We start from the raw sequence: 20,684 nt of genomic DNA, 5'->3' as shown, positions 1-20,684 counted from the left end.
GGTCGGCATGATGAGCGACATGATGCCTGGAATGATGTGGGGCATGGGGCTTCTCTGGTTGTTGGTCGTCATTCTTTTGATCGTATCGGCAGCGGCCCTCATCAAACATCTGCGCTCCGGCAATGAGGGAGGTTAGCAATGAGCAAGCTCATGATAGCGACGCTTGCGACAATCGCATTTCTGCCGAGCGCGATTTCCAGGGTCTGTGCACCATGTCACTCGCTGGAAGCTGATCGGACATAACAGGCCAAGTCTCGCCGGTCTGTGGAACCGAAAAGCAACTCGGCGATCCACAACGGCATAGTAAGGCGAATAATTTTCGACGATCCAGGGCGCTGCCGACTGTAACCAAACCGGCTGGACCAGCGAACTCCTAGAGATAAGTCAGTATGACTACCCATGAAATCGAACTGAAAGCACTGATGCTTGCGAGCCTGGATGGCGACGCGGCCTCGCATCGCGCGCTGCTTGAAGGTTTGAGCCGCCGTCTGCGTGCATATTATAAGGGCAAACTTGTGAGAATTGGGAGGGGCGCAGCAGAGGCAGAAGACCTGGTTCAGGAGGCCGTAGTGGCGATCCACTTCAAGCGGCATACCTACGATCCTGCTGAGCCTTTGACACCGTGGGTGCATGCCATCGCGCGCTACAAGTTGATCGATTTCCTACGCCGGACCCGTACGTCGCTTGCCGATGTGCCGATCGATGGGGCCGATCACGTCATGGCGCATGACGACAATGTCGGTGCCGAGAGTACATATGACGTCAGACGGCTCTTGGCGCGACTGCCGAAAAATATGCGATGCGCCATCGAGGCTGTAAAACTGGACGGACAGAGCATAGCTGAAGCGGCAGACCGATGCGGTATCTCGGAATCGGCTGTAAAGGTGAACATTCATCGTGGGCTCAAGGCGCTCGCCGCCTTGATTGCCCGGGAAACTGGAACATGAAGACAGACGACCTAGTTGCCATGCTGAGTACGAGCGTCGAGCCGGTTGATCGTCGATTGGTCGCTCGGACGGTTGGCGTTGCCGTTGCAGCCGCGTCAGTGTTTGCGCTCGGCATCACGGTGATCGGGCTGGGCATCCGGCCGGATCTCATGACGTCCCGTGCCTTCACGTTCCTGTTGCTCAAGCTTGTGTTCACAATTGTAGTCGTCGGGCTAGCGCTGATCTATCTCACAAGGCTCGCGCGCCCTGGCGGGGAGCAAAGAACCCCCTCGATTGTGATTGCAATGCCATTCGGTGTGATTGCGTTGCTTGCTGCAATTAGCCTCGGATTCGCGCCGCGCTCGCATTGGGATGCAATGATAGTCGGAGATCAATGGCTTGAATGCCTTCTCTCTATTCCGATCATCGCGGTCGTGCCATTTGCCATTACCATTTTGGCCGTGCGAAGAGCTGCCCCAACGGACCTAGCCCGCACGGGTGCCATCGCCGGCCTCATTTCTGGCGGCGTAAGCGCGATGGCTTATGCGCTCCATTGCACCGACGATTCATTACCGTTCGTTGCGGTCTGGTACGGCGGAACGATTGCGCTGTGCACGTTAGCAGGCGCAGCACTGGGACCGCGCCTGTTGCGCTGGTAAAGGACCGCTGGCAGGAAGCTTCACGTCAACGTGAGCCTGTAACCGGCAGACGATTGGCTCCGAACTCATTCTTAGAGGCGCACATCACGCCCTTCTAAGAATGGAGCCTGACAATGTTAACGAAACACCTTCTTAAAATCGCGCTCTCATTGCCGTTGGTGGCAATAGCCGCAACGGCCCACGGGGGCTCGACGATCACGGACAAGAGCTATTGGCCAAATGAAGCGAGGCCAGCCGTACGTGGTGGAACCGGCACCGCACAGCGCGAACCGCTGAGTGCATTCGCATCCAGCAGAATGACGTCACGTTTCCGGGGCGTGCCGATGGCTAACGAGGGTAGAAATATTCCCCGCTATCACGGTGGCCCGAAATCTCTCCAATGAGGCGGACCTGCGGCGTTTGAGTCTCCCCAAGTTGCCCTGACAGCCGACGCTGTTTCGTCTCGTTTCCCCGACTCGATCCATCTCGTGGGCCTGCGCGATTCGGAAAGGCTTACGCGAAGTTGTCGCAGCAGAGCAGGTCGCGGTATTCGGGACGGATACGTGGTGCGGTGGGCGAGCGTGTATCTTCCGCGGTTTCGCCGTCGCGCCGCTTCACCTCGACGAATGCCTTGAGCAATGCCAGCGGCAAGTTCGAGTGGGTGGTCTCGACCGGCTCGTCGAGCCAATCCGGCAGGTCGCGCTGAGGAGAAAGGGTGCAGTGCCATTCCCCTTCGTCGTAGGCGAGATGGCGAAGCTTCCATCTAGGCAATTTGTTGGCGATCAACGCGAGGGATGCATCGGTCCATGCACCGGCTTCCGTCAGCTTGCGGATCTGAGTGGAGATCTGTCCCGCACCATCGCGACGATCACAGGCCGCAACGGCTATCGCGGAAATCAAGCCGACTGTCGCAGTGTCGGCGACAACCAGGCTATCCGCGATCCGAGCCAGCCGTTCGGCGTTGTCAGAACGAAATAACATGGCTTGCTCCTTTTACACGTGACCGCGCATGAGCGATCACGTGTGCAAGGTGGGCAAAGCGCCATTTGAATTCGAGAGGGGAGCAGCGCCGAAAGTATAGTGATCTCATAAGTATCTGCGAGCACCTCGTAAGCAAGCGCTGAAAATCTGACTTTGTGATTCGGATAACCACAATCACTGCACGGTGGGCCATCGGCGCGTGACCGTGTACGCCGATACGGGCTATTTGCCCGCCACCAAAGGACGGCGATGGGCGTGAGTGAAGATCCTTTGTTGGCAATGACTTGGCGGGGATTAAACGGGAGCTGTCGCGACATCCCGCACTCGATCTTTATGAGATTCCTATAACGTTGCGTTTGCTCCTGCCTCGAAAACCTATGTGGCAGATGCCATTCCATCCTTGCAGAAACCACAGCGGTTCTTCGCGCCATCGAAATGAATCAGGCGGCGCAGAAAACATTGGTACGCAATAGCAGCGTGCCGAGACCGTGTTGCAAGGAGCATTCCATGCTGGACGTCATCATGCTGGCCCTCGGATTTGGCTTCTTCGTTTTGGCGGTGGGTTATGCCTACGCTTGCGACAGGCTCTGAGGGAGAACGGCCATGATTTTCGATTACGCACTCGCCGGCATCGTCTCCGCAGGGCTGCTATTTTACCTGACCTACGCGCTGCTGCAGCCTGAACGGTTCTAGACGCCGGCATTTTAAAGCGTGCGCAGATCTCCGAGGGATCAGGCGCAAATCACGAAAGCACACGACCATGACAGTCATTGGCTGGATTCAAATTCTGCTGTTCTGCGCGATCATCGTCGCGCTGGTTAAGCCGCTCGGCGGCTACATGACGCGCGTCTTCAATGGCGAGCGCACGTTTCTTTCGCCAATCCTGCGTCCGGTCGAGGCGGGGCTCTACCGGATCGGCGGCGTCGACGAAAAGCGCGAGCAGCATTGGCTGACCTACACGGTCGCGATGCTGCTCTTTCACTTCGGCGGCTTGGTGATTCTCTACGCGTTGATGCGCTTTCAGGCCGTTCTGCCCTTCAATGCGATGGAGCAGTCTGCCGTTGCGCCGGATCTGTCGTTCAATACAGCCGTCAGCTTCATCACCAACACCAACTGGCAGAACTACGGCGGCGAAAGCACGTTGTCGTATTTGACCCAGATGCTTGGTCTGACCCACCAGAACTTCCTGTCGGGTGCGACGGGAATCGCGATCGCGGTGGCGCTGATCCGCGGCTTCGCCCGCTCGTCCGCGCGCACCGTTGGAAATTTCTGGGTCGATGTCACCCGCACCACCCTGTACGTGCTGCTGCCGATCTGCGTCATCTATTCCCTGTTTCTTGTATCGCAGGGTATGCCGCAGACTCTCGGCGCCTATGTCGATGCGACCACGCTTGAGGGCGCCAAACAAACCATCGCGGTTGGTCCGGTCGCATCGCAAGTTGCGATCAAGATGCTGGGCACCAACGGCGGCGGCTTCTTCAACGTCAATGCCGCGCATCCGTTCGAGAATCCGACCGCGCTGTCGAACTTCGTGCAGATGCTCTCGATTTTCGTGATCGGTGCGGCGCTCACCAATGTGTTCGGACGCATGGTCGGCAACCAGCGCCAGGGCTGGGCCATTCTTGCCGTGATGGGAGTGCTCTTCGTCGCCGGCGTCATGGTCACCTATTGGGCAGAAGCCTCGGGCACCTCGATCATGCATACGCTCGGTCTGACCGGCGGCAACATGGAAGGCAAGGAAGTGCGTTTCGGCATCGTTGCATCGGCGCTGTTCGCCGTCGTGACCACCGCTGCCTCCTGCGGCGCGGTCAATGCCATGCATGATTCGTTCACCGCGCTCGGCGGCATGATCCCGTTGATCAACATGCAACTCGGCGAACTGATCATCGGCGGCGTCGGTGCGGGCCTGTACGGCATGCTGCTGTTCGTCGTGCTGGCGATCTTCGTGGCCGGTCTGATGGTCGGCCGCACGCCAGAGTATGTCGGCAAGAAGATCGAGGCACGGGAGGTCAAGATGGCGATGCTCGCCATCCTGATCCTGCCGCTGATGTATCTGGGCTGGACCTCTGTCGCTGTCGTTCTGCCGTCGGCTGTCGCTTCGATAGCCAACGCGGGACCGCACGGCTTTACCGAGGTGCTCTACGCCTACACGTCCGCGACCGGCAACAACGGTTCGGCGTTTGGCGGCCTCACCGGTAACACGCTGTTCTACAACCTAACGTTGGCGTGTTCGATGCTGGTCGGCCGCTTCTTCATGATTGTGCCCGCCATGGCCCTTGCCGGAGCGCTCGCACAGAAGAAGTCGATCCCGCCGTCAGCCGGGTCGCTCCCGACGACGGGCGGTCTGTTCGTCGGCCTCGTTGTGGGTGTGATCCTCATCGTCGGCGGTCTCACGTTCTTCCCGGCGCTCGCGCTCGGACCAGTCGTCGAGCATCTCGCGATGACTGCGAACACCCTGTTCTGATCGATCCCTTTTGGAGTGACAATCATGGAAACGTTAAAACTGCAAAAGCGGACGACGGGATCGGCGATGCTCGATCCGAAAATCGTCTTCCCCGCGATCGGGTCTGCTTTTGTCAAGCTCGATCCCCGGTCGATGATCAGAAATCCGGTGATGTTCGTGGTGGAAGTCGTCGCTGCGTTGACGACGATCATCTTCCTGCGCGCGCTGTTCACCGGCGGCGAGGATCTCGGCTTTACTTTCCAGATCATCCTGTGGCTCTGGTTCACGGTGCTGTTCGCCAATTTCGCGGAAGCGATCGCTGAAGGCCGCGGTAAGGCCCAGGCCGAATCTCTCAAGAAGACCCGGACGGAAAGCCAGGCCAAGCTGTTGATGGGTTCGGGATCGGACAGAACCTACCGCTTGGTGCCCGGCACCAGCCTGAAGGTTGGCGACATCGTGCTGGTGGAAGCAGGCGACGACATCCCCTCCGACGGCGAAGTGATCGAAGGCGTCGCCTCGGTCAACGAGGCGGCGATCACGGGCGAGTCAGCCCCGGTGATCCGCGAGTCGGGTGGCGATCGTTCTGCCGTGACAGGCGGTACCCAAGTGCTGTCGGACTGGATCCGCGTCCGCATCACAGCGGCGCAAGGTTCGACCTTCATCGATCGCATGATCAGGCTGGTCGAAGGCGCCGAGCGCCAGAAGACGCCGAACGAGATTGCGCTTAACATTCTGCTCGCCGGTCTGACTATCATTTTTGTGTTCGCGACGGTCACGATTCCGAGCTATGCGGCTTATGCCGGCGGATCGGTGTCGATCGTTGTGCTGGTGGCTTTGTTCGTCACCCTGATCCCGACCACGATCGGTGCGCTTCTGTCCGCCATTGGCATTGCCGGCATGGATCGCCTGGTGCGGTTCAATGTGCTGGCCATGTCCGGCCGTGCGGTTGAGGCCGCGGGCGACGTTGATACACTGCTCCTGGACAAGACCGGAACCATCACGCTCGGCAATCGCCAGGCGACGGCATTCCGTCCCGTGCATGGAGTTACCGAGCAGGAGCTTGCGGACGCTGCACAGTTGGCGTCGCTTGCCGACGAGACGCCGGAAGGTCGTTCCATCGTTGTTCTTGCCAAGGAGAAGTATGGCATCCGTGGCCGCGATATGGGCGAGCTTGGAGCTACCTTCGTTCCGTTCACGGCGCAGACCCGCATGAGCGGTGTCGATGCTGGCGGGTCGTCGGTTCGCAAGGGCGCGGTCGATGCGATCCTGAACTATGTCAACGGCGGCCCGCGTGCGGCAGTCGCCTCGGGCGGTGCGGTTCGTGCGCTTTCGCCTGCAACCGATGCCGACACCGTACGGGAAATCCAGACGATTGCCGATGAGATCGCGAAAGCGGGCGGAACTCCGTTGGCTGTGGCGCGTGACGGCAGACTGCTTGGCGTGATTCACCTTAAAGATATCGTCAAGGGTGGCATCCGCGAGCGGTTTGCCGAACTGCGCCGCATGGGCATCCGGACCGTGATGATCACCGGCGACAATCCGATGACTGCGGCGGCGATCGCCGCCGAAGCGGGCGTCGATGATTTCCTTGCGCAGGCGACGCCAGAGGATAAGCTGAAGCTCATTCGCGATGAGCAGGCCAAGGGCAAGCTCGTGGCCATGTGCGGCGACGGCACCAATGACGCGCCGGCTCTGGCGCAGGCTGACGTCGGTGTGGCGATGAACACTGGTACGCAGGCGGCACGCGAAGCCGGCAACATGGTCGACCTCGATTCAAACCCGACCAAGCTGATCGAGGTCGTCGAAATCGGCAAGCAGCTGCTGATGACGCGCGGCGCACTGACCACGTTCTCGATTGCCAACGACGTGGCGAAATATTTTGCCATCATCCCGGCGATCTTCCTCGCATTCTATCCGCAACTGCAGGCACTCAACATCATGAATCTGTCGAGCCCGCAAAGCGCGATCCTGTCGGCGATCATCTTCAACGCGATCATTATCATCGCGCTGATACCGCTGGCGCTGAAGGGCGTTGCCTACAAACCGATGGGGGCTGGCGCGCTGCTGAGCCGCAACCTGCTGATCTATGGCGTCGGCGGCATTATCATCCCGTTTATCGGCATTAAGGCGATCGATCTGATCGTGACCGCCTTGCATCTTGCCTGAGGAGAAGCACAATGTTGAAAGAAATCCGGCCCGCGTTCTTCATTCTCGTCGGTCTCACGGTCATCACCGGTCTGGCCTATCCGCTCGCCATCACCGGCATTGCCGGCACGATCTTTCCGTATCAGGCGCAGGGCAGTCTGATCGAGAAGGACGGAAAGACGATCGGTTCGGCGCTGATCGGTCAGGAGTTCAAGGAAGACAGGTACTTCCATGGCCGTCCGTCCGTAACCACAACGGTGGACCCTGCGGATTCGACCAAGACCATTCCTGCACCGTACAATGCGGCGAATTCTTCAGGCTCGAATCTTGGTCCGACCAGCAAGGCGCTCAGCGACCGCATGAGCGAGGACGTCGCCAGGCTGAAGGCTGAGAACCCGTCGATGCCGGTCCCGACCGATCTGGTCATGACCACGGGCAGCGGCCTCGATCCCCACATTTCGCCGGAAGCTGCACTGTTTCAGGTCCCTCGGGTCGCGACCGCGCGCAAGCTGCCGGAAGATGCGGTCCGCAAACTGGTTAACGAGAGCGTGGAAAGCCGGCTTGCGGGGCTGCTCGGCGAGCCGCGCGTGAATGTGCTGGCGCTCAATCTGGCGCTGGATCGCGCGACGAAGTAGCATCCGGAGATTATCCGTGAGGACCTGAATGCCTGATGGCAATCATTCGCGATACTGAACAACGACCATCACCTGAAGCATTGCTTGAGGCTGCGCGCCGCGAAGACGGCGGCGGTCGCCTGAAGATATTTCTTGGTGCCGCTCCCGGCGTTGGCAAGACCTATGAAATGCTGCAGAGCGCGCATGCCAAGCTGAACGCCGGCGTTGATGTTGTGATCGGCGTTGTCGAGACTCACGGGCGGCTGGAAACGCAGGCGCTGTTGCACGGTCTCGAAGTTCTCCCCCGCAAGGCGCTTGCCTACAAGGGCCAGACCCTCGACGAGATGGATCTCGATGGCTTGCTGGCGCGGCGGCCGAAGATCGCCATCGTCGACGAACTCGCGCACACCAATGCGCCCGGCAGCCGCCATCCGAAACGCTACATGGATGTTGAGGAACTGCTGGACAACGGCATCGATGTCTACACCGCCGTCAACATCCAGCATATCGAGAGTCTGAACGACGTTGTCGCACAGATCACCCGCGTGCGCGTGCGCGAGACCGTGCCGGATTCCATCATCGCCCGCGCCGATGACATCGAGCTGGTAGATCTGACGCCGGGCGATCTGATCCAGCGCCTCAAGGAAGGCAAGGTCTACGTTCCCAAACAGGCCGAGCGCGCGCTTGAGCATTATTTTTCGCCGGGCAATCTGACTGCGCTGCGTGAACTGGCGTTACGACGGACCGCAGAGCGCGTCGACGATCAATTGCTCAATCACATGCAGGCCAATGCCATCCCGGGGCCTTGGGCGGCGGGTGAGCGGATTCTGGTCTGCGTCAGCGAAGACCCGCGCGCGGCCGGTCTGATCCGTTACACCAAACGCCTCGCGGACCGGCTGCATGCGCCCTGGACGGCCATCTGTATCGAAACCCGGCGGAGCTTGCAGTTGAGCGACGCTGAGCGCGACCGGATTGCGACCACGTTGCGGCTTGCGGAGGCGCTGGGAGCCGACGCCTTGACGATCCCTGCCGTCGAACGCCGTATCGCCAACGACATTCTCGCCTTCGCGCGAGCCAACAACGTCACCCAGATTGTGATCGGGAAGGCGACCCGTTCCTGGTGGTTTGAGCTGGTGCGTGGCTCGGTCGTCCACGATCTGGTGCGGCGCGCCGGCAATATCAGCATTAACGTCATCGCCGGCGACAATCTCGATCCGGAGACATTCGCTGGCAAGGGTGTGCGGACGGCGGAGCGCGCGGAGGCCGCCGATCCGCTGCCGTATGTGGTGGCGCTGTCGCTCGTCGCGCTCGCGCTCGGCATCAGCAAGCTGATTTTTCCGGTTCTTGGCATCGAGAACGTCGATCTCGTTTTCCTGACCGTCGTTGTCACCGTCGCGGTGCGCTATGGTCTGTCCCCGTCGCTAGTTGCTGGTTTCGCAGCTTCGCTGTGCTACAATTTCTTCTTTCTGCCGCCGGTCTATACGTTCAGCATCACCGACCCGACCAACGTCGCGGCGTTCTTCTTCTTCATGCTGATCGCGATGATCGTTTCCAACGTCGCGGCGCGGGTCCGGACCCAGGCTGTGATGGCGACGGGTAGGGCGCGCACGACCGAGTATCTCTATTCGTTCAGCCGCAAGCTCGCCGGAACCGCGACCCTTGACGATGTGTTGTGGGCGACAGCGTATCAAACCGCGCTGATGTTGAAGGTGCGAGTTGTGCTGTTGCTGCCGGAGCATGGTTTCATCACGGTCAAGGCAGGGTATCCGCCCGAAGACGAGCTCGATCAGGCCGACCTCGCGGCCGCGAACTGGGCATGGAGCAATGATCGCCCCGCTGGGCGCGGCTCGGACACGCTGCCCGGAGCGAAGCGACTATTTCTCCCCATGCGGACCGGTCGCGGACCGATTGGCGTTGTTGGAATCGATGACGACCGTACAGGACCGATCCTCACGCCCGATCAGACGCGTTTGCTCGACGCGTTGATGGATCAAGGGGCATTGGCGATCGAGCGTGTTCGGCTCGTGGAAGATATCGATCACGTCAAGCGCGTGATGGAAACCGACCGGCTGCGATCCGCGCTGCTGACGTCGATTTCTCACGATCTCAAGACACCCTTGTCCTCGGTTCTCGGCGCCGCGAGCACGTTGCAGGATCTTTCGGCGAAATTGAGCGATACGGAGAAAAGCGAGCTGCTTGCGACGATTATCGACGAGTCCGAACGACTCAACAGGTTCATCGCAAACCTGCTTGATATGACAAAACTTGAATCGGGCGCTATCGTGCCGAATTCTGCACCTCACGATCTCGGCGAAGTTATCGATACTGCGCTCAGGCGTGCCAGCAAGATCTTGACGCAGCACCGTGTTGAATTGCGGTTGCAGGCCGATTTGCCAATGCTTGAGCTTGATGCAGTCCTCTTCGAGCAGGCTCTCTTCAATCTCCTTGATAATGCTGCCAAGTATGCTCCGACCGGCAGCCTGATTCAGATTCAAAGCTGGAAGGAAGCGAATTTCGTTTGCCTTCAGATTCTGGATGAGGGCAGCGGGATTCCTCCGGATGAACTGGAAAACATTTTCGATAAGTTCTATCGCGTGCAGAAAGGCGATCACGTGCGGCCCGGCACCGGTCTCGGGCTTGCAATTGCTCGCGGATTCGTGGAGTCCATGCACGGAACGATCTCGGCCGCAAATCGGTCCGATCGCACCGGCGCGATCCTGACCATCCGGTTGCCGATTCCGAAAACGACCGAAACATTGGATACAGCCGCATGAGCGCCGCTCCGCTCAAGATTCTCGTCATCGATGATGAGCCGCCGATCCGCAAGCTGCTGCGGATGGGCCTGAGCACACAGGGCTATGAGATTCTCGATGCGCCGAACGGCAAGACGGCGCTCGAACTCATGAACGACAATCCGGATCTGGTCATTCTCGATCTCGGCCTTCCTGATATACAAGGTCACGAACTTCTGCGCGTGATCCGCGCGCGGAACGACAGCGTTCCAATCGTCGTGTTATCCAGCAGGGGTGATGAAGCTGGCAAGGTTCAGGCGCTTGATCTCGGTGCTGACGATTATGTGACCAAGCCTTTCGGCATGGATGAACTGCTCGCCCGCATCAGGGCTGCGCTGCGCCATCAGTTACAAGTTCATGGCGAGCGTCCGATATTCCGCGCCGGCGATCTCTCGGTCGATCTCGTCCGGCGTCTGGTCAAGGTCGGCGAGCGAGACGTGAAGCTGTCGCCAAAAGAGTATGATCTGCTACGCGTTCTGGTTCAGCATGCAGGCAAGGTTCTGACCCATAAGTTTCTTTTGCATGAACTCTGGGACGACCTGACGGACGCGCAATACCTCCGCGTCTATGTCCGTCAGCTCCGGCAAAAGATCGAAGGCGATGCGGAGCGGCCCCAATACGTTCTAACGGAGACGGGCATCGGGTATCGGCTGCGCGCCCCGGATTAGCATAGGGAGCTGTCCCTAAGCCGAGCCCTTTTCGACTGTACCGCCTGGAGTTCCTATGAAGATATCTGACTTTCTCTCGCCGGCCGATGTTGTCATCGACATGCGAATTGCGCAAAAGGAACTGCTTCTGCGAGATCTGGCGCGGAGGGCGGCTTTGAACCTCGGCCTGGAGGCGGACTATGTCTCCTCAGAACTTCTGAAACGCGAGGAATTCGGATCCACCGGCATGGGACGCGGGGTGGCCGTTCCGCACGCTAGGTTGCCGATGGTGAGAGAGCCATACGGCATCATGACAAGACTGAAGCAGCCGATCGATTTTGCTGCGATTGACGGAGAGCCCGTCGATCTGTTTTTTTCGGTTCTGCTACCCGCCACGGCTGGGAGAGATCAACTCGGCGCGCTGGCATTGGTTGCCCGGAAGCTGAGAACTCCAGAATGTCTGGTCCAATTGCGACGTGCGAGGACTGAATCCGAACTTTACGCAGCGATCACCAGATAATGCTTTCCTCCGGTTGCGGCGGCATTCCTTTGCTCAATGCAAACTAGCTGGGCGTCGGCCGGAGCGTTATCTTGTTGGGTGAAATTCTCGCGTGAATCCGTTGGATCATGCCGCGTGACCCCTAACAGCCGGCTTGCTTTGCCCGGAAATTTCCCGCCAACTGATGAACCTTTCTCTGGAGAGACATGATGGAACGGGATGTTCCGAGCGGAAGAGACAACGTTACGGCGCCGGACTGCCATCGTGTCGTCGTGGTCGGCGCCGGATTTGGCGGACTGGAAACCGTCTACCGCCTCGCGGGTACTCCGGTCAGCATCACGCTGATCGACCGGCGCAATCACCATCTGTTTCAGCCTCTGCTTTATCAAGTGGCGACTGCTTCGCTCGCAACCTCGGAAATCGCGTGGCCGATACGGCACCTACTGAGCGGGCGGCGTGAGGTGACCACACTGCTCGCATCGGTCACAGGCGTCGATGTCGCCGCGCGGCGTGTGTTGCTGGAGGATGGTGATGCGCTGGGTTACGACACGCTGGTGCTCGCGACCGGGGTCCGGCATGCCTATTTCGGCCGCGATGAATGGGAGCCGTTCGCGCCCGGCCTGAAGACGCTCGAAGATGCGACGACGATCCGTCGGCGTCTTTTACTGGCGTTCGAGCGCGCGGAGCGTGAGAGTGATTCACAGCGGCGTGCCGCGCTGCTGACGTTCGTAATTGTCGGAGGCGGCCCCACAGGCGTTGAACTCGCCGGCACCATCGCGGATCTGGCCCGCGTGACGCTGCCGCCGGACTTCCGTAACATCGATACGCGCGCTGCGCGCGTTGTTCTCATTGAGGCCGGGCCGCGCGTGCTTGCGGGCTTCGCCGAGGATCTGTCGGACTACGCGCACCGCTCGCTGGAGCGCATCGGAGTCGAGGTCGTGCTGGGACGCGCAGTATCCGAATGCAGTGCCGATGGCGTAGTTTATGGCGGCGAGAATCTGAAATCGAGCACCATCATATGGGCTGCCGGCGTACGTGCGTCGCCCGCAGCGGAATGGCTCGGGGTGCCGCTCGATCGTGCCGGGCGAGTGATTGTCGAGCCCGACCTGACGGTGCCCGGTCATCCGGAGATATTTGCCGTTGGTGATACGGTGACGATCGCTGCACCCGACGGTCAGCCCGTACCCGGCATCGCGCCCGCCGCGAAACAGCAGGGGCGCTACGTGGCGAACATTATCAAAGCCCGCCTGCGCGGCGAGACGCCCTCCGCGCCGTTTCACTACAAGCATGCCGGCAGTCTTGCTCAGATCGGCAAGCGGCTGGCGGTGATCGATTTTGGCCGGATCAAGCTGCGCGGGGCGCTTGCGTGGTGGATATGGGGGATCGCGCACATCTATTTTCTGATTGGTGTGCGCAACCGGCTCAGCGTCGCGATCAGTTGGCTATGGAATTACCTGCGCGACCAGCGCAGCGCCCGGCTGATTACCCAAGGACGCAGTGCGCTGGACTATCGCAAGCCGACGTAGCGGAAGCTTACGCGCCTTTGCGGTGTTTCTTTTTCTTCGGCTTCTTGCCGAAAGATGGCTTGTCGACGTCCGGCCAGCTCTGGCGATCCTGGCTCTTCCCGGGCTTTGGGCCCTTGCCTCGCGCCGGCGCACCCTCGAAGCGGCGAGCGTCGTCCCTCAGCGGTTTGTCGTGGCGTTTCGGCTTGTCGTCAAATCGCGGTTTGTCGTCGTAACGCGGTTTGTCATCACGGCGCGGTTTGGGGCTGAAATCCTTATCCCTATGCGCAGGCTTTCGCGGGCGCTTGTCGAACGATGGGGTATCGCCCTGCGGTCCGTTCGGCAGCGCCTCGATGCGGATATTGTCTTCCTTGTCGGGGCGCTTGATCTTGGCGGTAAACTCGTCGACCGCGTTCGCGGAAATCTCGAACTCGGTGCTGGCGTCGAAGATGCGAATGGCGCCGATATCCTGTTTTCCGATTCCGCCGCGGCGGCAGATCATCGGCAGCAGCCAGCGAGCCTCGGCGTTCTTGTTGCGGCCGATTGCGGCGCGAAACCAGACGCTGCCTTCGGGCATCTCGCCGCGTGATTTCGATTTCGCGCGTGGCGCCCGATCATCGCCGCGCGGCTCGCGGCTGTCGCGTCTCGCGCCGCGATCTTCGCGCAATCCTCGGTCGTCGCGTGACCGGCCACCCTGGCCGGGATCGAGGATGTCTTCAGGCGAGGGGAGGCGCGAGCGATAAAGCCGCGCCAGTGCCGCCGCGATGTCCTCAGCGGATCGCTCGGCGAGCAGTGCGCGTGCCAGCACGAGATCGTCTTCCGTCGTTTCTTCGCCGAACAGCGCGTCCTGCAACATGCGCTGCTGGTCGAGAGCGCGAATTTCCTCAACCGTTGGAGCGATCCCCCACACCGCATCGATGCCCGCCATATTCAGCAGTAATTCCGCACGCCGCTTGCGTGCGGGTATCACGAGCATCACGCTAATGCCCTTCTTGCCCGCGCGTCCGGTGCGGCCCGATCGGTGCTGCAGCACTTCCGGATCGTTCGGCAGGTCGGCATGAATGACAAGGCCCAAACTGGGCAGGTCGAGGCCGCGTGCCGCAACGTCAGTGGCGACGCAGACCCGCGCGCGTCCGTCGCGCAGCGACTGTAATGCTTTGGTTCGTTCGTTCTGGGTCAGTTCGCCCGACAGTGCGACCACGGAGAAGCCGCGCTCAAGCAGCGCCGCCTGCAAATGGTTCACCGCGTTGCGCGTGTTGCAGAACACGATGGCGCTGGGGGATTCGAAAAACCGCAGCACGTTGACGACGGCATGTTCGACATCGCCCGGCGCGATACGAATCGCGCGATACTCAATATCGGCATGGCCGCCGTCGCTGCCGGCCACTTCGATGCGAAAGGGGGCGTTCTGATATTGCTTGGTAATGGAGATAATTGTGCGCGGCAAGGTCGCTGAGAACAGCAGCGTGCGGCGTGTGTCCGGCGTGGTCTTGAGAATGAATTCCATATCTTCGCGAAAGCCGAGATCGAGCATCTCATCGGCTTCGTCCAGCACGACCGCCTTCAGTTCGGAGACATCGAGACGCTTGCGGCGGATATGATCGCATAGCCGCCCCGGCGTGCCGACCACGATATGCGCGCCGGCTTCGAGTTCGCGCTTCTCGCGTTGAGGGTCCATGCCGCCGACGCAGGACACGACACGGGCGCCCGCATAGGCATAAAGCCATTCCAGTTCGCGATGAACCTGCAGGGCCAGTTCACGCGTCGGCGCGACGATCAGTGCGAGCGGCGCGCCTGCTCTCGGCAGGCGTTCGGCGTCACCCATCATGTCCTTGGCAATCGCCAGCCCGTAGGCGACGGTCTTGCCTGAGCCGGTTTGCGCCGACACCAAAAGGTCTCGGCCAACGGCATCGCGGGCGAGTACGGCGGTCTGGACCGGCGTTGCGTCGTTATAGTTGCGCTCCGCCAAAGCGCGGGCGAGCGGCGGACTTGCGGACAGGGATTTCACGGACGTTCAACCTTGGTTGGCGCTGTCACTGTCTGATCAACATGGATCGGACACGCGCGCTCGATGTGCGGACGCTTTCACAGCTTCACAGGATCGGTGAGTTGCCGGTGCTTTAGGCCAATTTTGCGGAAAGAGCCAACAAATACTGGCCCAAATGACCAATAAAGGACCGATTCCGCGATTGTTGCAGCAATATCAGGAACCATTCGGCTCCGGACCACTTGTGTTTCCCGACAATCCACAATCGGGAGTTTGAATATGAAACGGACTTTGATGGTTTTGGCGATGATTTCGACTGGCGCGCTCATTCCGGCGGTCGCATCGGCGCAGGGCGTTCCGGGCGGAATCGAACGCGGGGCACGTGAAGGCGAGCGCGCGGCGGGTCCCGTCGGGGCGATTGTCGGCGGTACGGTGGGTGGCGTGGTCGGCGGTGTTGCGGGGGTGCTGGGTGTCGATCAGCGATCGCGCTTCCGCAGCTATGTGGTTGAACAGCGCCGTCCGTCTTACCGGTATCAGAACGATCTCGCGGTCGGCGTCGTTCTTCCCGAGGACGGTGTGACCTATTACGACGTCCCCGAAGAGTATGGTATTCGCGACTATCGCTACACTGTTGTGAATGATCGTACGGTTCTGGTCGATCCGCGAACCCGTCGCGTGGTTCAGATCGTCGAATGAGGTTCGTTACTCGTAATAACGAAAGGTCGCCCTTCAGGGGCGGCCTTTCATTTTCGCGAAATGAGAAATTCAGCCTGCCGCGGCGACTGCGCGTTGCGCCATCACCTTGATAAGGTTGGCGCGGTAAGGCGCCGATCCATGGATGTCTGCCATCAGCCCGTCGGCTGAAATCGTCACGCTGTCGAGTGTGTCGGCAGACCAATTCGCCTTGAGCGCCGCCTCGATGGCGGGCACGCGCATCACGCCGTTCTGCGCCGCGCCTGTGGCAGCGACGCGTACGTCTCCCGATTTCGTCTTGGCGACAAACACGCCGGTGAGGGCAAATCGTGAGGCCGGGTGCCGCATCTTTGAGTACGCTGCCTTCGCCGGAATCGGGAACGAGACTTCCGTGATGATCTCGCCTTCTTCCAGCGCGGTGGTGAACAGGCCCTGGAAGAAATCATCGGCCTTGATGCTGCGCTTATTGGTTTTCACCGTTGCGTCGAGCGCCACCACGGCGGCCGGATAATCCGCCGCCGGATCGTTGTTGGCGATCGATCCGCCTATAGTGCCGCGATAACGCACCGCGGGATCGCCGAGCATCGAGGTCAGGTGCACGATAGCGGGGATTGCCTTCTTCGCATCCGCGCTGGTGAGGATGTCGTAGTAGGTCGTCGCCGCCTTGATGATCAGTGCATCTGCGGTCGCGGACACGCCGACCAGTGCGGGTATCCGCGCGAGGTCGATCACGTCGGAGGGCTGTGCGAGGCGCTGCTTCATCACCGGCAGCAGCGTGTGGCCGCCGGCAAGATACTTCGAGTCGGAGCCCTTCTTGAAAAGTGCGACTGCGTCATCGACGCTGGATGGACGGTGATAGGTTGTCTCGTACATGATGCTTCTCCCCGTCCTTACTCTGCGGCCTGTTGCTGATGGATGGCGTGCCACACCCGATCAGGAGAGGCCGGCATTTCGAGTTTGTTGTTGCCGATGGCATCGGTGATCGCGTTGATCACCGCCGGCGTCGAGCCGATGGCGCCGGCTTCGCCGCATCCCTTGATTCCGAGCGGATTGCTCGGGCAGAGCGTCATGGTGTGTGACACCTTGAACGAAGGCAGATCGTCGGCGCGGGGCATGGCGTAATCCATAAACGAGGCGGTCAGGAGCTGACCGCTCTTGTCGTAGACTGCGCCTTCCAGCATGGCCTGTCCGATGCCTTGCGCAAGACCGCCGTGAACCTGACCCTCGACGATCATCGGGTTGATCAGGCGTCCGAAGTCATCGGCCGCGACGAAGTTGACGATGTCGGTCTTGCCGGTTCCGGGATCGACGTCGACCTCGCAGACGTAGGCCCCGGCGGGGAAGGTGAAGTTGGTCGGATCGTAGAACGCGGTTTCCTTCAGGCCGGGCTCCATGCCTTCCGGCAGGTTGTGCGCGGTGTAGGCAGCGAGAGCGACCATCGGCAGCGCAATCGCCTTGTCGGTGCCGGTGACCTTGAACTCGCCGTTCTCGATGACGATGTCGTTTTCCGACGCTTCAAGCTGATGCGCGACGATTTTCTTTGCCTTGGCTTCGACCTTCTCCATCGCCTTGACGATGGCCGACATGCCGACGGCGCCGGAGCGTGAGCCATAGGTGCCCATGCCGAATTGCACCTTGTCGGTATCGCCGTGAACGATCGCCACCTGACTGATGGGAATGCCGAGACGATCGGCAACCACCTGGGCAAACGTCGTCTCATGGCCCTGGCCGTGGCTGTGCGAACCGGTCAGGATTTCGATGGTGCCGACGGGATTGACCCGCACCTCGCAGGATTCCCACAGGCCGACGCCCGCGCCGAGACTGCCGACGGCTTTCGAGGGCGCGATGCCGCAGGCTTCGATGTAGCAGGAGAAGCCGATGCCGCGCAGCTTGCCGTCTTTCTTGGCCTGCGCCTTCCGGGCAGGGAAGCCGGCGTAGTCGATGGCTTTTAGGGCGGCGTCGAGCGAGGCGTTAAAATCTCCGGCGTCGTAGGCCATGATCACCGGCGTCTGGTGCGGGAAGCTGGTGATGAAGTTCTTGCGGCGCAGCTCGGCCGGATCGACCTTGAGCTGCCGCGCCGCGGTTTCCATCATCCGCTCCATCACGAAAGAGGCTTCGGGACGGCCCGCGCCGCGATAGGCATCGACCGGGGTGGTGTTGGTATAGACGCTGATCACCTCGGCATAGATGTTCGGGATGTTGTACTGGCCCGACAGTAGCGTGGCGTAGAGATAGGTCGGCACCGACGACGAGAACAGCGACATGTAGGCGCCGAGATTGGCGTGGGTCTTCACCCGCAGACCAATGATCTTGTTGTCCTTGTCGAACGCCATCTCTGCTTTGGTGAGATGATCGCGGCCGTGGGCGTCGGTGAGAAATGCCTCGGTGCGGTCGGACGTCCATTTCACTGGACGGCCGGTGCGCTTGGAGGCCCACAGCGCGACCATTTCTTCCGGATAGATGAAAATCTTGGAGCCGAAGCCGCCGCCCACATCCGGTGCGATCACGCGCAGCTTGTGCTCCTGCGCGACGTTATAGAATGCCGACAGCACAAGGCGTGCGACGTGGGGATTCTGCGACGTCGTGTAGAGCGTAAAATGCTCTTCGGCGGAGTCGTACTCAGCGACTGCTGCGCGCGGTTCCATCGCGTTCGGCACCAGCCGGTTGTTGATGATGTCCATCGACACGACATTGGCGGCCCTCTTGAAGGCGTCGCCGGTCGCGGCCTCGTCACCGATGCTCCAGTCATAAATGACGTTGCCGGGTGCTTCGGGATGAAGCTGCGGCGCGCCGGATGCGATAGCCGAACGAATGTCCGCGACCGCCGGAAGTTCTTCGTAGGTCACCTCGACGGCTTCCGCCGCATCGCGAGCCTGATTGCGGGTTTCCGCGATAACGACAGCCACTGCGTTTCCGACAAAGCGCACGGTTTCGGGCGCCATGGCCGGCCACGCGCCCATTTTCATCGGCGAGCCGTCCTTGGAGTGGATCATCCAGCCGCAGATCAGGTTACCGATCTTGTCATCGACAAGCTGCTGGCCTGTCAGCACATCGACCACGCCAGGCATCTTCATGGCGGCCGTGACGTCGATGTTTTTGATTTTTGCGTGGGCGTGCGGGCTACGGACGAATGACGCATAGGTCATGCCATGAAGGCGGACGTCGTCGGTGTATTTGCCCTTGCCGGTGATGAAACGCTTGTCTTCCTTGCGCGCTACCCGTGCGCCGATACCTTCAACACTCATAATCCCGACCTTTCCATAGGGCTGCCTTGGTCGCGCGAGCAGCGCGGGCAGTTGCACATCTGATTATTGAGTCGTCGTCGCGGATCATTCCGCGGCGGCCGAAACCTTCATGCGCCCGGCGGCGTCGAGCACCGACTTGACGATGTTGTGGTACCCTGTGCAGCGGCAGATGTTGCCTTCCAGCTCGTGACGAACGGTTTCTTCGTCGAGGCCGCCGGGATGGCGCTGCACGATGTCGATAGCCGACATGATCATGCCCGGCGTACAGTAACCGCACTGGAGCCCGTGATTGTCGCGGAATGCCGCCTGCATCGGGTGCAGGGTGTCGCCCTTCGAAATACCTTCAATGGTAGTGACGTTGGCGCCATTGGCCTGGCCGACCAATGTGGTGCAGGATTTCACCGCGCGGCCGTCGATATGGACGATGCAGGCGCCGCACTGGCTGGTGTCGCATCCCACGTGGGTACCGGTAAGGCCGAGATGATCGCGCAGCAGATGGACCAGAAGGGTCCGATCCTCGACATCGGCAGAAACCGCCTTGCCGTTGACTGTCAATTTGATTGTAGACACAAGCACCTCCCCAGTGATTTCCAGAAAACGCTTTTTGTAATTGTTCTAATTAACAACCGGCGCGTAAAACTTTGCAACGTCGATTTTCGTCGCGGATGTCATCGCGCGATCATCTGGACGTGAAGCACATGCGCGATGTGCCTTGAATCGCGCGGCGTGCACCACATGCAGGGCTCATTTCGCAGTTGCGAGAGAGTGCTGCTTTCTGCATCCCCTCAATGCCGACGCGAGGTTTGATCGGCGCTCTCTTTTTGCCTAGGCTCAACAGAGAAAGGCGAGAAAATAGAACGCTAACAAGGAGTAACGAGGTGATCGACAAGCGCGTGGAGACACTGGCGGCGGCGGTCGCCGGGGTGCAGGACGGTGCGACCGTGCTGGTGCCCGGTTTTGGCGTGGTGGGCGTCGCCGACAATCTGCTCGAAGCGCTGCACGATCAGGGAGCAAAGGAATTGACCATCGTCGCCAACAACTCAGGCAATGGCGATCATGGATTGGCGCGCCTCATCAACTCCGGCCGTGTGCGCAAGGTCATCTGCTCTTATCCGCGCTCGGGCGACTACAGCGCGTTCCTGAATGCCTATCGTGCCAGGAGCCTTGAACTGGAATTGGTGCCGCAAGGCACCATTAGCGAGCGCATGCGTTGCGCCGCCGCCGGCCTCGGTGGATTTTTCTCGCCGGTTTCGGCGGGCACCAAGCTCGCCGAAGGCAAGGAGCAGCGCGAAATCGACGGTCGGCTTCATGTATTCGAGAAGCCGCTGAAGGGTGACATCGCGCTGGTGAAAGCGGCCAAAGCCGACCGCTGGGGAAATCTTACCTACCGCAAATCCGCCCGTAACTTTAATCCGGTCTGTGCGATGGCCGCGGAGCTGACCGTGGTTGAGGTCGAGACCATGGTTGAACTCGGTTCGCTCGATCCCGAAGCCGTTGTGACACCCGGGATTTTCGTCGACAGGATTGTCGTTGCCGAACCGCGCAAGATTGGGAGCTGAAACGTGACCCTTG

The 20,684-nt window shown here is 60.4% G+C and carries 18 protein-coding genes; 13 read left to right on the top strand and 5 right to left on the bottom strand.

All coding sequences use genetic code 11. The features are described from left to right. The first annotated feature begins 7 nt into the window (after positions 1-7). The 3 genes from BN32_RS28075 to BN32_RS15430 all read left to right on the top strand — a co-directional run bounded on the left by BN32_RS28075 (position 8) and on the right by BN32_RS15430 (position 1,585). Positions 8-136: a hypothetical protein gene (locus BN32_RS28075; protein ID WP_019199456.1), complete on the top strand. Its 129-nt coding sequence runs from the start codon at positions 8-10 to the stop codon at positions 134-136. A gap of 253 nt (positions 137-389) precedes the next feature. Further along, positions 390-947, top strand: coding sequence for a sigma-70 family RNA polymerase sigma factor (locus BN32_RS15435; RefSeq protein ID WP_019199457.1), 558 nt, complete (start codon positions 390-392; stop codon positions 945-947). Continuing rightward, positions 944-1,585, top strand: coding sequence for an NrsF family protein (locus BN32_RS15430; RefSeq protein WP_019199458.1), 642 nt, complete (start codon positions 944-946; stop codon positions 1,583-1,585). The genes BN32_RS15435 and BN32_RS15430 overlap by 4 nt, the downstream gene beginning before the upstream one ends. Positions 1,586-2,077: 492 nt before the next feature. On the opposite strand, the gene BN32_RS15425 is transcribed toward BN32_RS15430, so the two are convergent. Then, a complete protein-coding gene (locus BN32_RS15425; protein ID WP_019199459.1) occupies positions 2,078-2,545 on the bottom strand; it encodes a hypothetical protein in 468 nt (155 codons plus the stop codon). A gap of 603 nt (positions 2,546-3,148) precedes the next feature. On the opposite strand from BN32_RS15425, the gene BN32_RS15420 reads away from it, so the two are divergent. From BN32_RS15420 to BN32_RS15385, 8 genes are all read left to right on the top strand, one after another. Next, on the top strand, positions 3,149-3,238 hold the full coding sequence (locus tag BN32_RS15420) for a K(+)-transporting ATPase subunit F (protein WP_019199461.1): 90 nt from the start codon (positions 3,149-3,151) through the stop codon (positions 3,236-3,238). Positions 3,239-3,305: 67 nt separating this feature from the next. Then, the gene (gene kdpA, locus BN32_RS15415; RefSeq protein WP_019199462.1) at positions 3,306-5,009 is read left to right on the top strand and encodes a potassium-transporting ATPase subunit KdpA; all 1,704 of its coding nucleotides are present in this window, start codon (positions 3,306-3,308) and stop codon (positions 5,007-5,009) included. Between the two features lie 24 nt (positions 5,010-5,033). Further along, positions 5,034-7,154: a potassium-transporting ATPase subunit KdpB gene (kdpB, locus tag BN32_RS15410; RefSeq protein ID WP_019199463.1), complete on the top strand. Its 2,121-nt coding sequence runs from the start codon at positions 5,034-5,036 to the stop codon at positions 7,152-7,154. Between the two features lie 11 nt (positions 7,155-7,165). Further along, positions 7,166-7,768 carry a K(+)-transporting ATPase subunit C gene (locus BN32_RS15405; protein WP_019199464.1) on the top strand — a complete coding sequence of 201 codons (603 nt, stop codon included), beginning with the start codon at positions 7,166-7,168 and terminating at the stop codon, positions 7,766-7,768. Positions 7,769-7,803: 35 nt separating this feature from the next. Continuing rightward, positions 7,804-10,521, top strand: a complete 2,718-nt coding sequence (locus BN32_RS15400; RefSeq protein WP_019199465.1) for a DUF4118 domain-containing protein — start codon at positions 7,804-7,806, stop codon at positions 10,519-10,521. Next, positions 10,518-11,207, top strand: coding sequence for a response regulator transcription factor (locus BN32_RS15395; RefSeq protein WP_019199466.1), 690 nt, complete (start codon positions 10,518-10,520; stop codon positions 11,205-11,207). The genes BN32_RS15400 and BN32_RS15395 overlap by 4 nt, the downstream gene beginning before the upstream one ends. Positions 11,208-11,262: 55 nt before the next feature. After that, positions 11,263-11,706: a PTS sugar transporter subunit IIA gene (locus tag BN32_RS15390; protein ID WP_019199467.1), complete on the top strand. Its 444-nt coding sequence runs from the start codon at positions 11,263-11,265 to the stop codon at positions 11,704-11,706. Positions 11,707-11,891: 185 nt separating this feature from the next. Next, a complete protein-coding gene (locus tag BN32_RS15385; protein WP_019199468.1) occupies positions 11,892-13,211 on the top strand; it encodes an NAD(P)/FAD-dependent oxidoreductase in 1,320 nt (439 codons plus the stop codon). 7 nt (positions 13,212-13,218) lie between these two features. On the opposite strand, the gene BN32_RS15380 is transcribed toward BN32_RS15385, so the two are convergent. After that, complete coding sequence (locus BN32_RS15380; protein ID WP_040426580.1) at positions 13,219-15,195, bottom strand: DEAD/DEAH box helicase; 1,977 nt, start codon at positions 15,193-15,195, stop codon at positions 13,219-13,221. Between the two features lie 258 nt (positions 15,196-15,453). Here BN32_RS15380 and BN32_RS15375 point away from each other — a divergent pair, with 258 nt between their 5' ends. Then, entirely contained in the window at positions 15,454-15,870 is a 417-nt protein-coding gene (locus tag BN32_RS15375) for a DUF1236 domain-containing protein (RefSeq protein ID WP_051488521.1), read from the top strand. 69 nt (positions 15,871-15,939) lie between these two features. On the opposite strand, the gene BN32_RS15370 is transcribed toward BN32_RS15375, so the two are convergent. From BN32_RS15370 to BN32_RS15360, 3 genes are all read right to left on the bottom strand, one after another. Continuing rightward, complete coding sequence (locus tag BN32_RS15370) at positions 15,940-16,740, bottom strand: FAD binding domain-containing protein (protein WP_019199471.1); 801 nt, start codon at positions 16,738-16,740, stop codon at positions 15,940-15,942. A gap of 17 nt (positions 16,741-16,757) precedes the next feature. Further along, positions 16,758-19,112: a xanthine dehydrogenase family protein molybdopterin-binding subunit gene (locus tag BN32_RS15365; RefSeq protein WP_019199472.1), complete on the bottom strand. Its 2,355-nt coding sequence runs from the start codon at positions 19,110-19,112 to the stop codon at positions 16,758-16,760. An 84-nt stretch (positions 19,113-19,196) separates the two neighbouring features. Further along, positions 19,197-19,682, bottom strand: a complete 486-nt coding sequence (locus tag BN32_RS15360; RefSeq protein WP_040426775.1) for a (2Fe-2S)-binding protein — start codon at positions 19,680-19,682, stop codon at positions 19,197-19,199. Positions 19,683-19,993: 311 nt separating this feature from the next. Here BN32_RS15360 and BN32_RS15355 point away from each other — a divergent pair, with 311 nt between their 5' ends. After that, entirely contained in the window at positions 19,994-20,671 is a 678-nt protein-coding gene (locus BN32_RS15355; protein ID WP_202962530.1) for a 3-oxoacid CoA-transferase subunit A, read from the top strand. Positions 20,672-20,684 lie beyond the last annotated feature (13 nt).

This window comes from Afipia birgiae 34632, from assembly GCF_000308295.2.
GTDB lineage: Bacteria > Pseudomonadota > Alphaproteobacteria > Rhizobiales > Xanthobacteraceae > Afipia > Afipia birgiae.
This window is presented reverse-complemented; position numbering and strand designations above follow the sequence as displayed.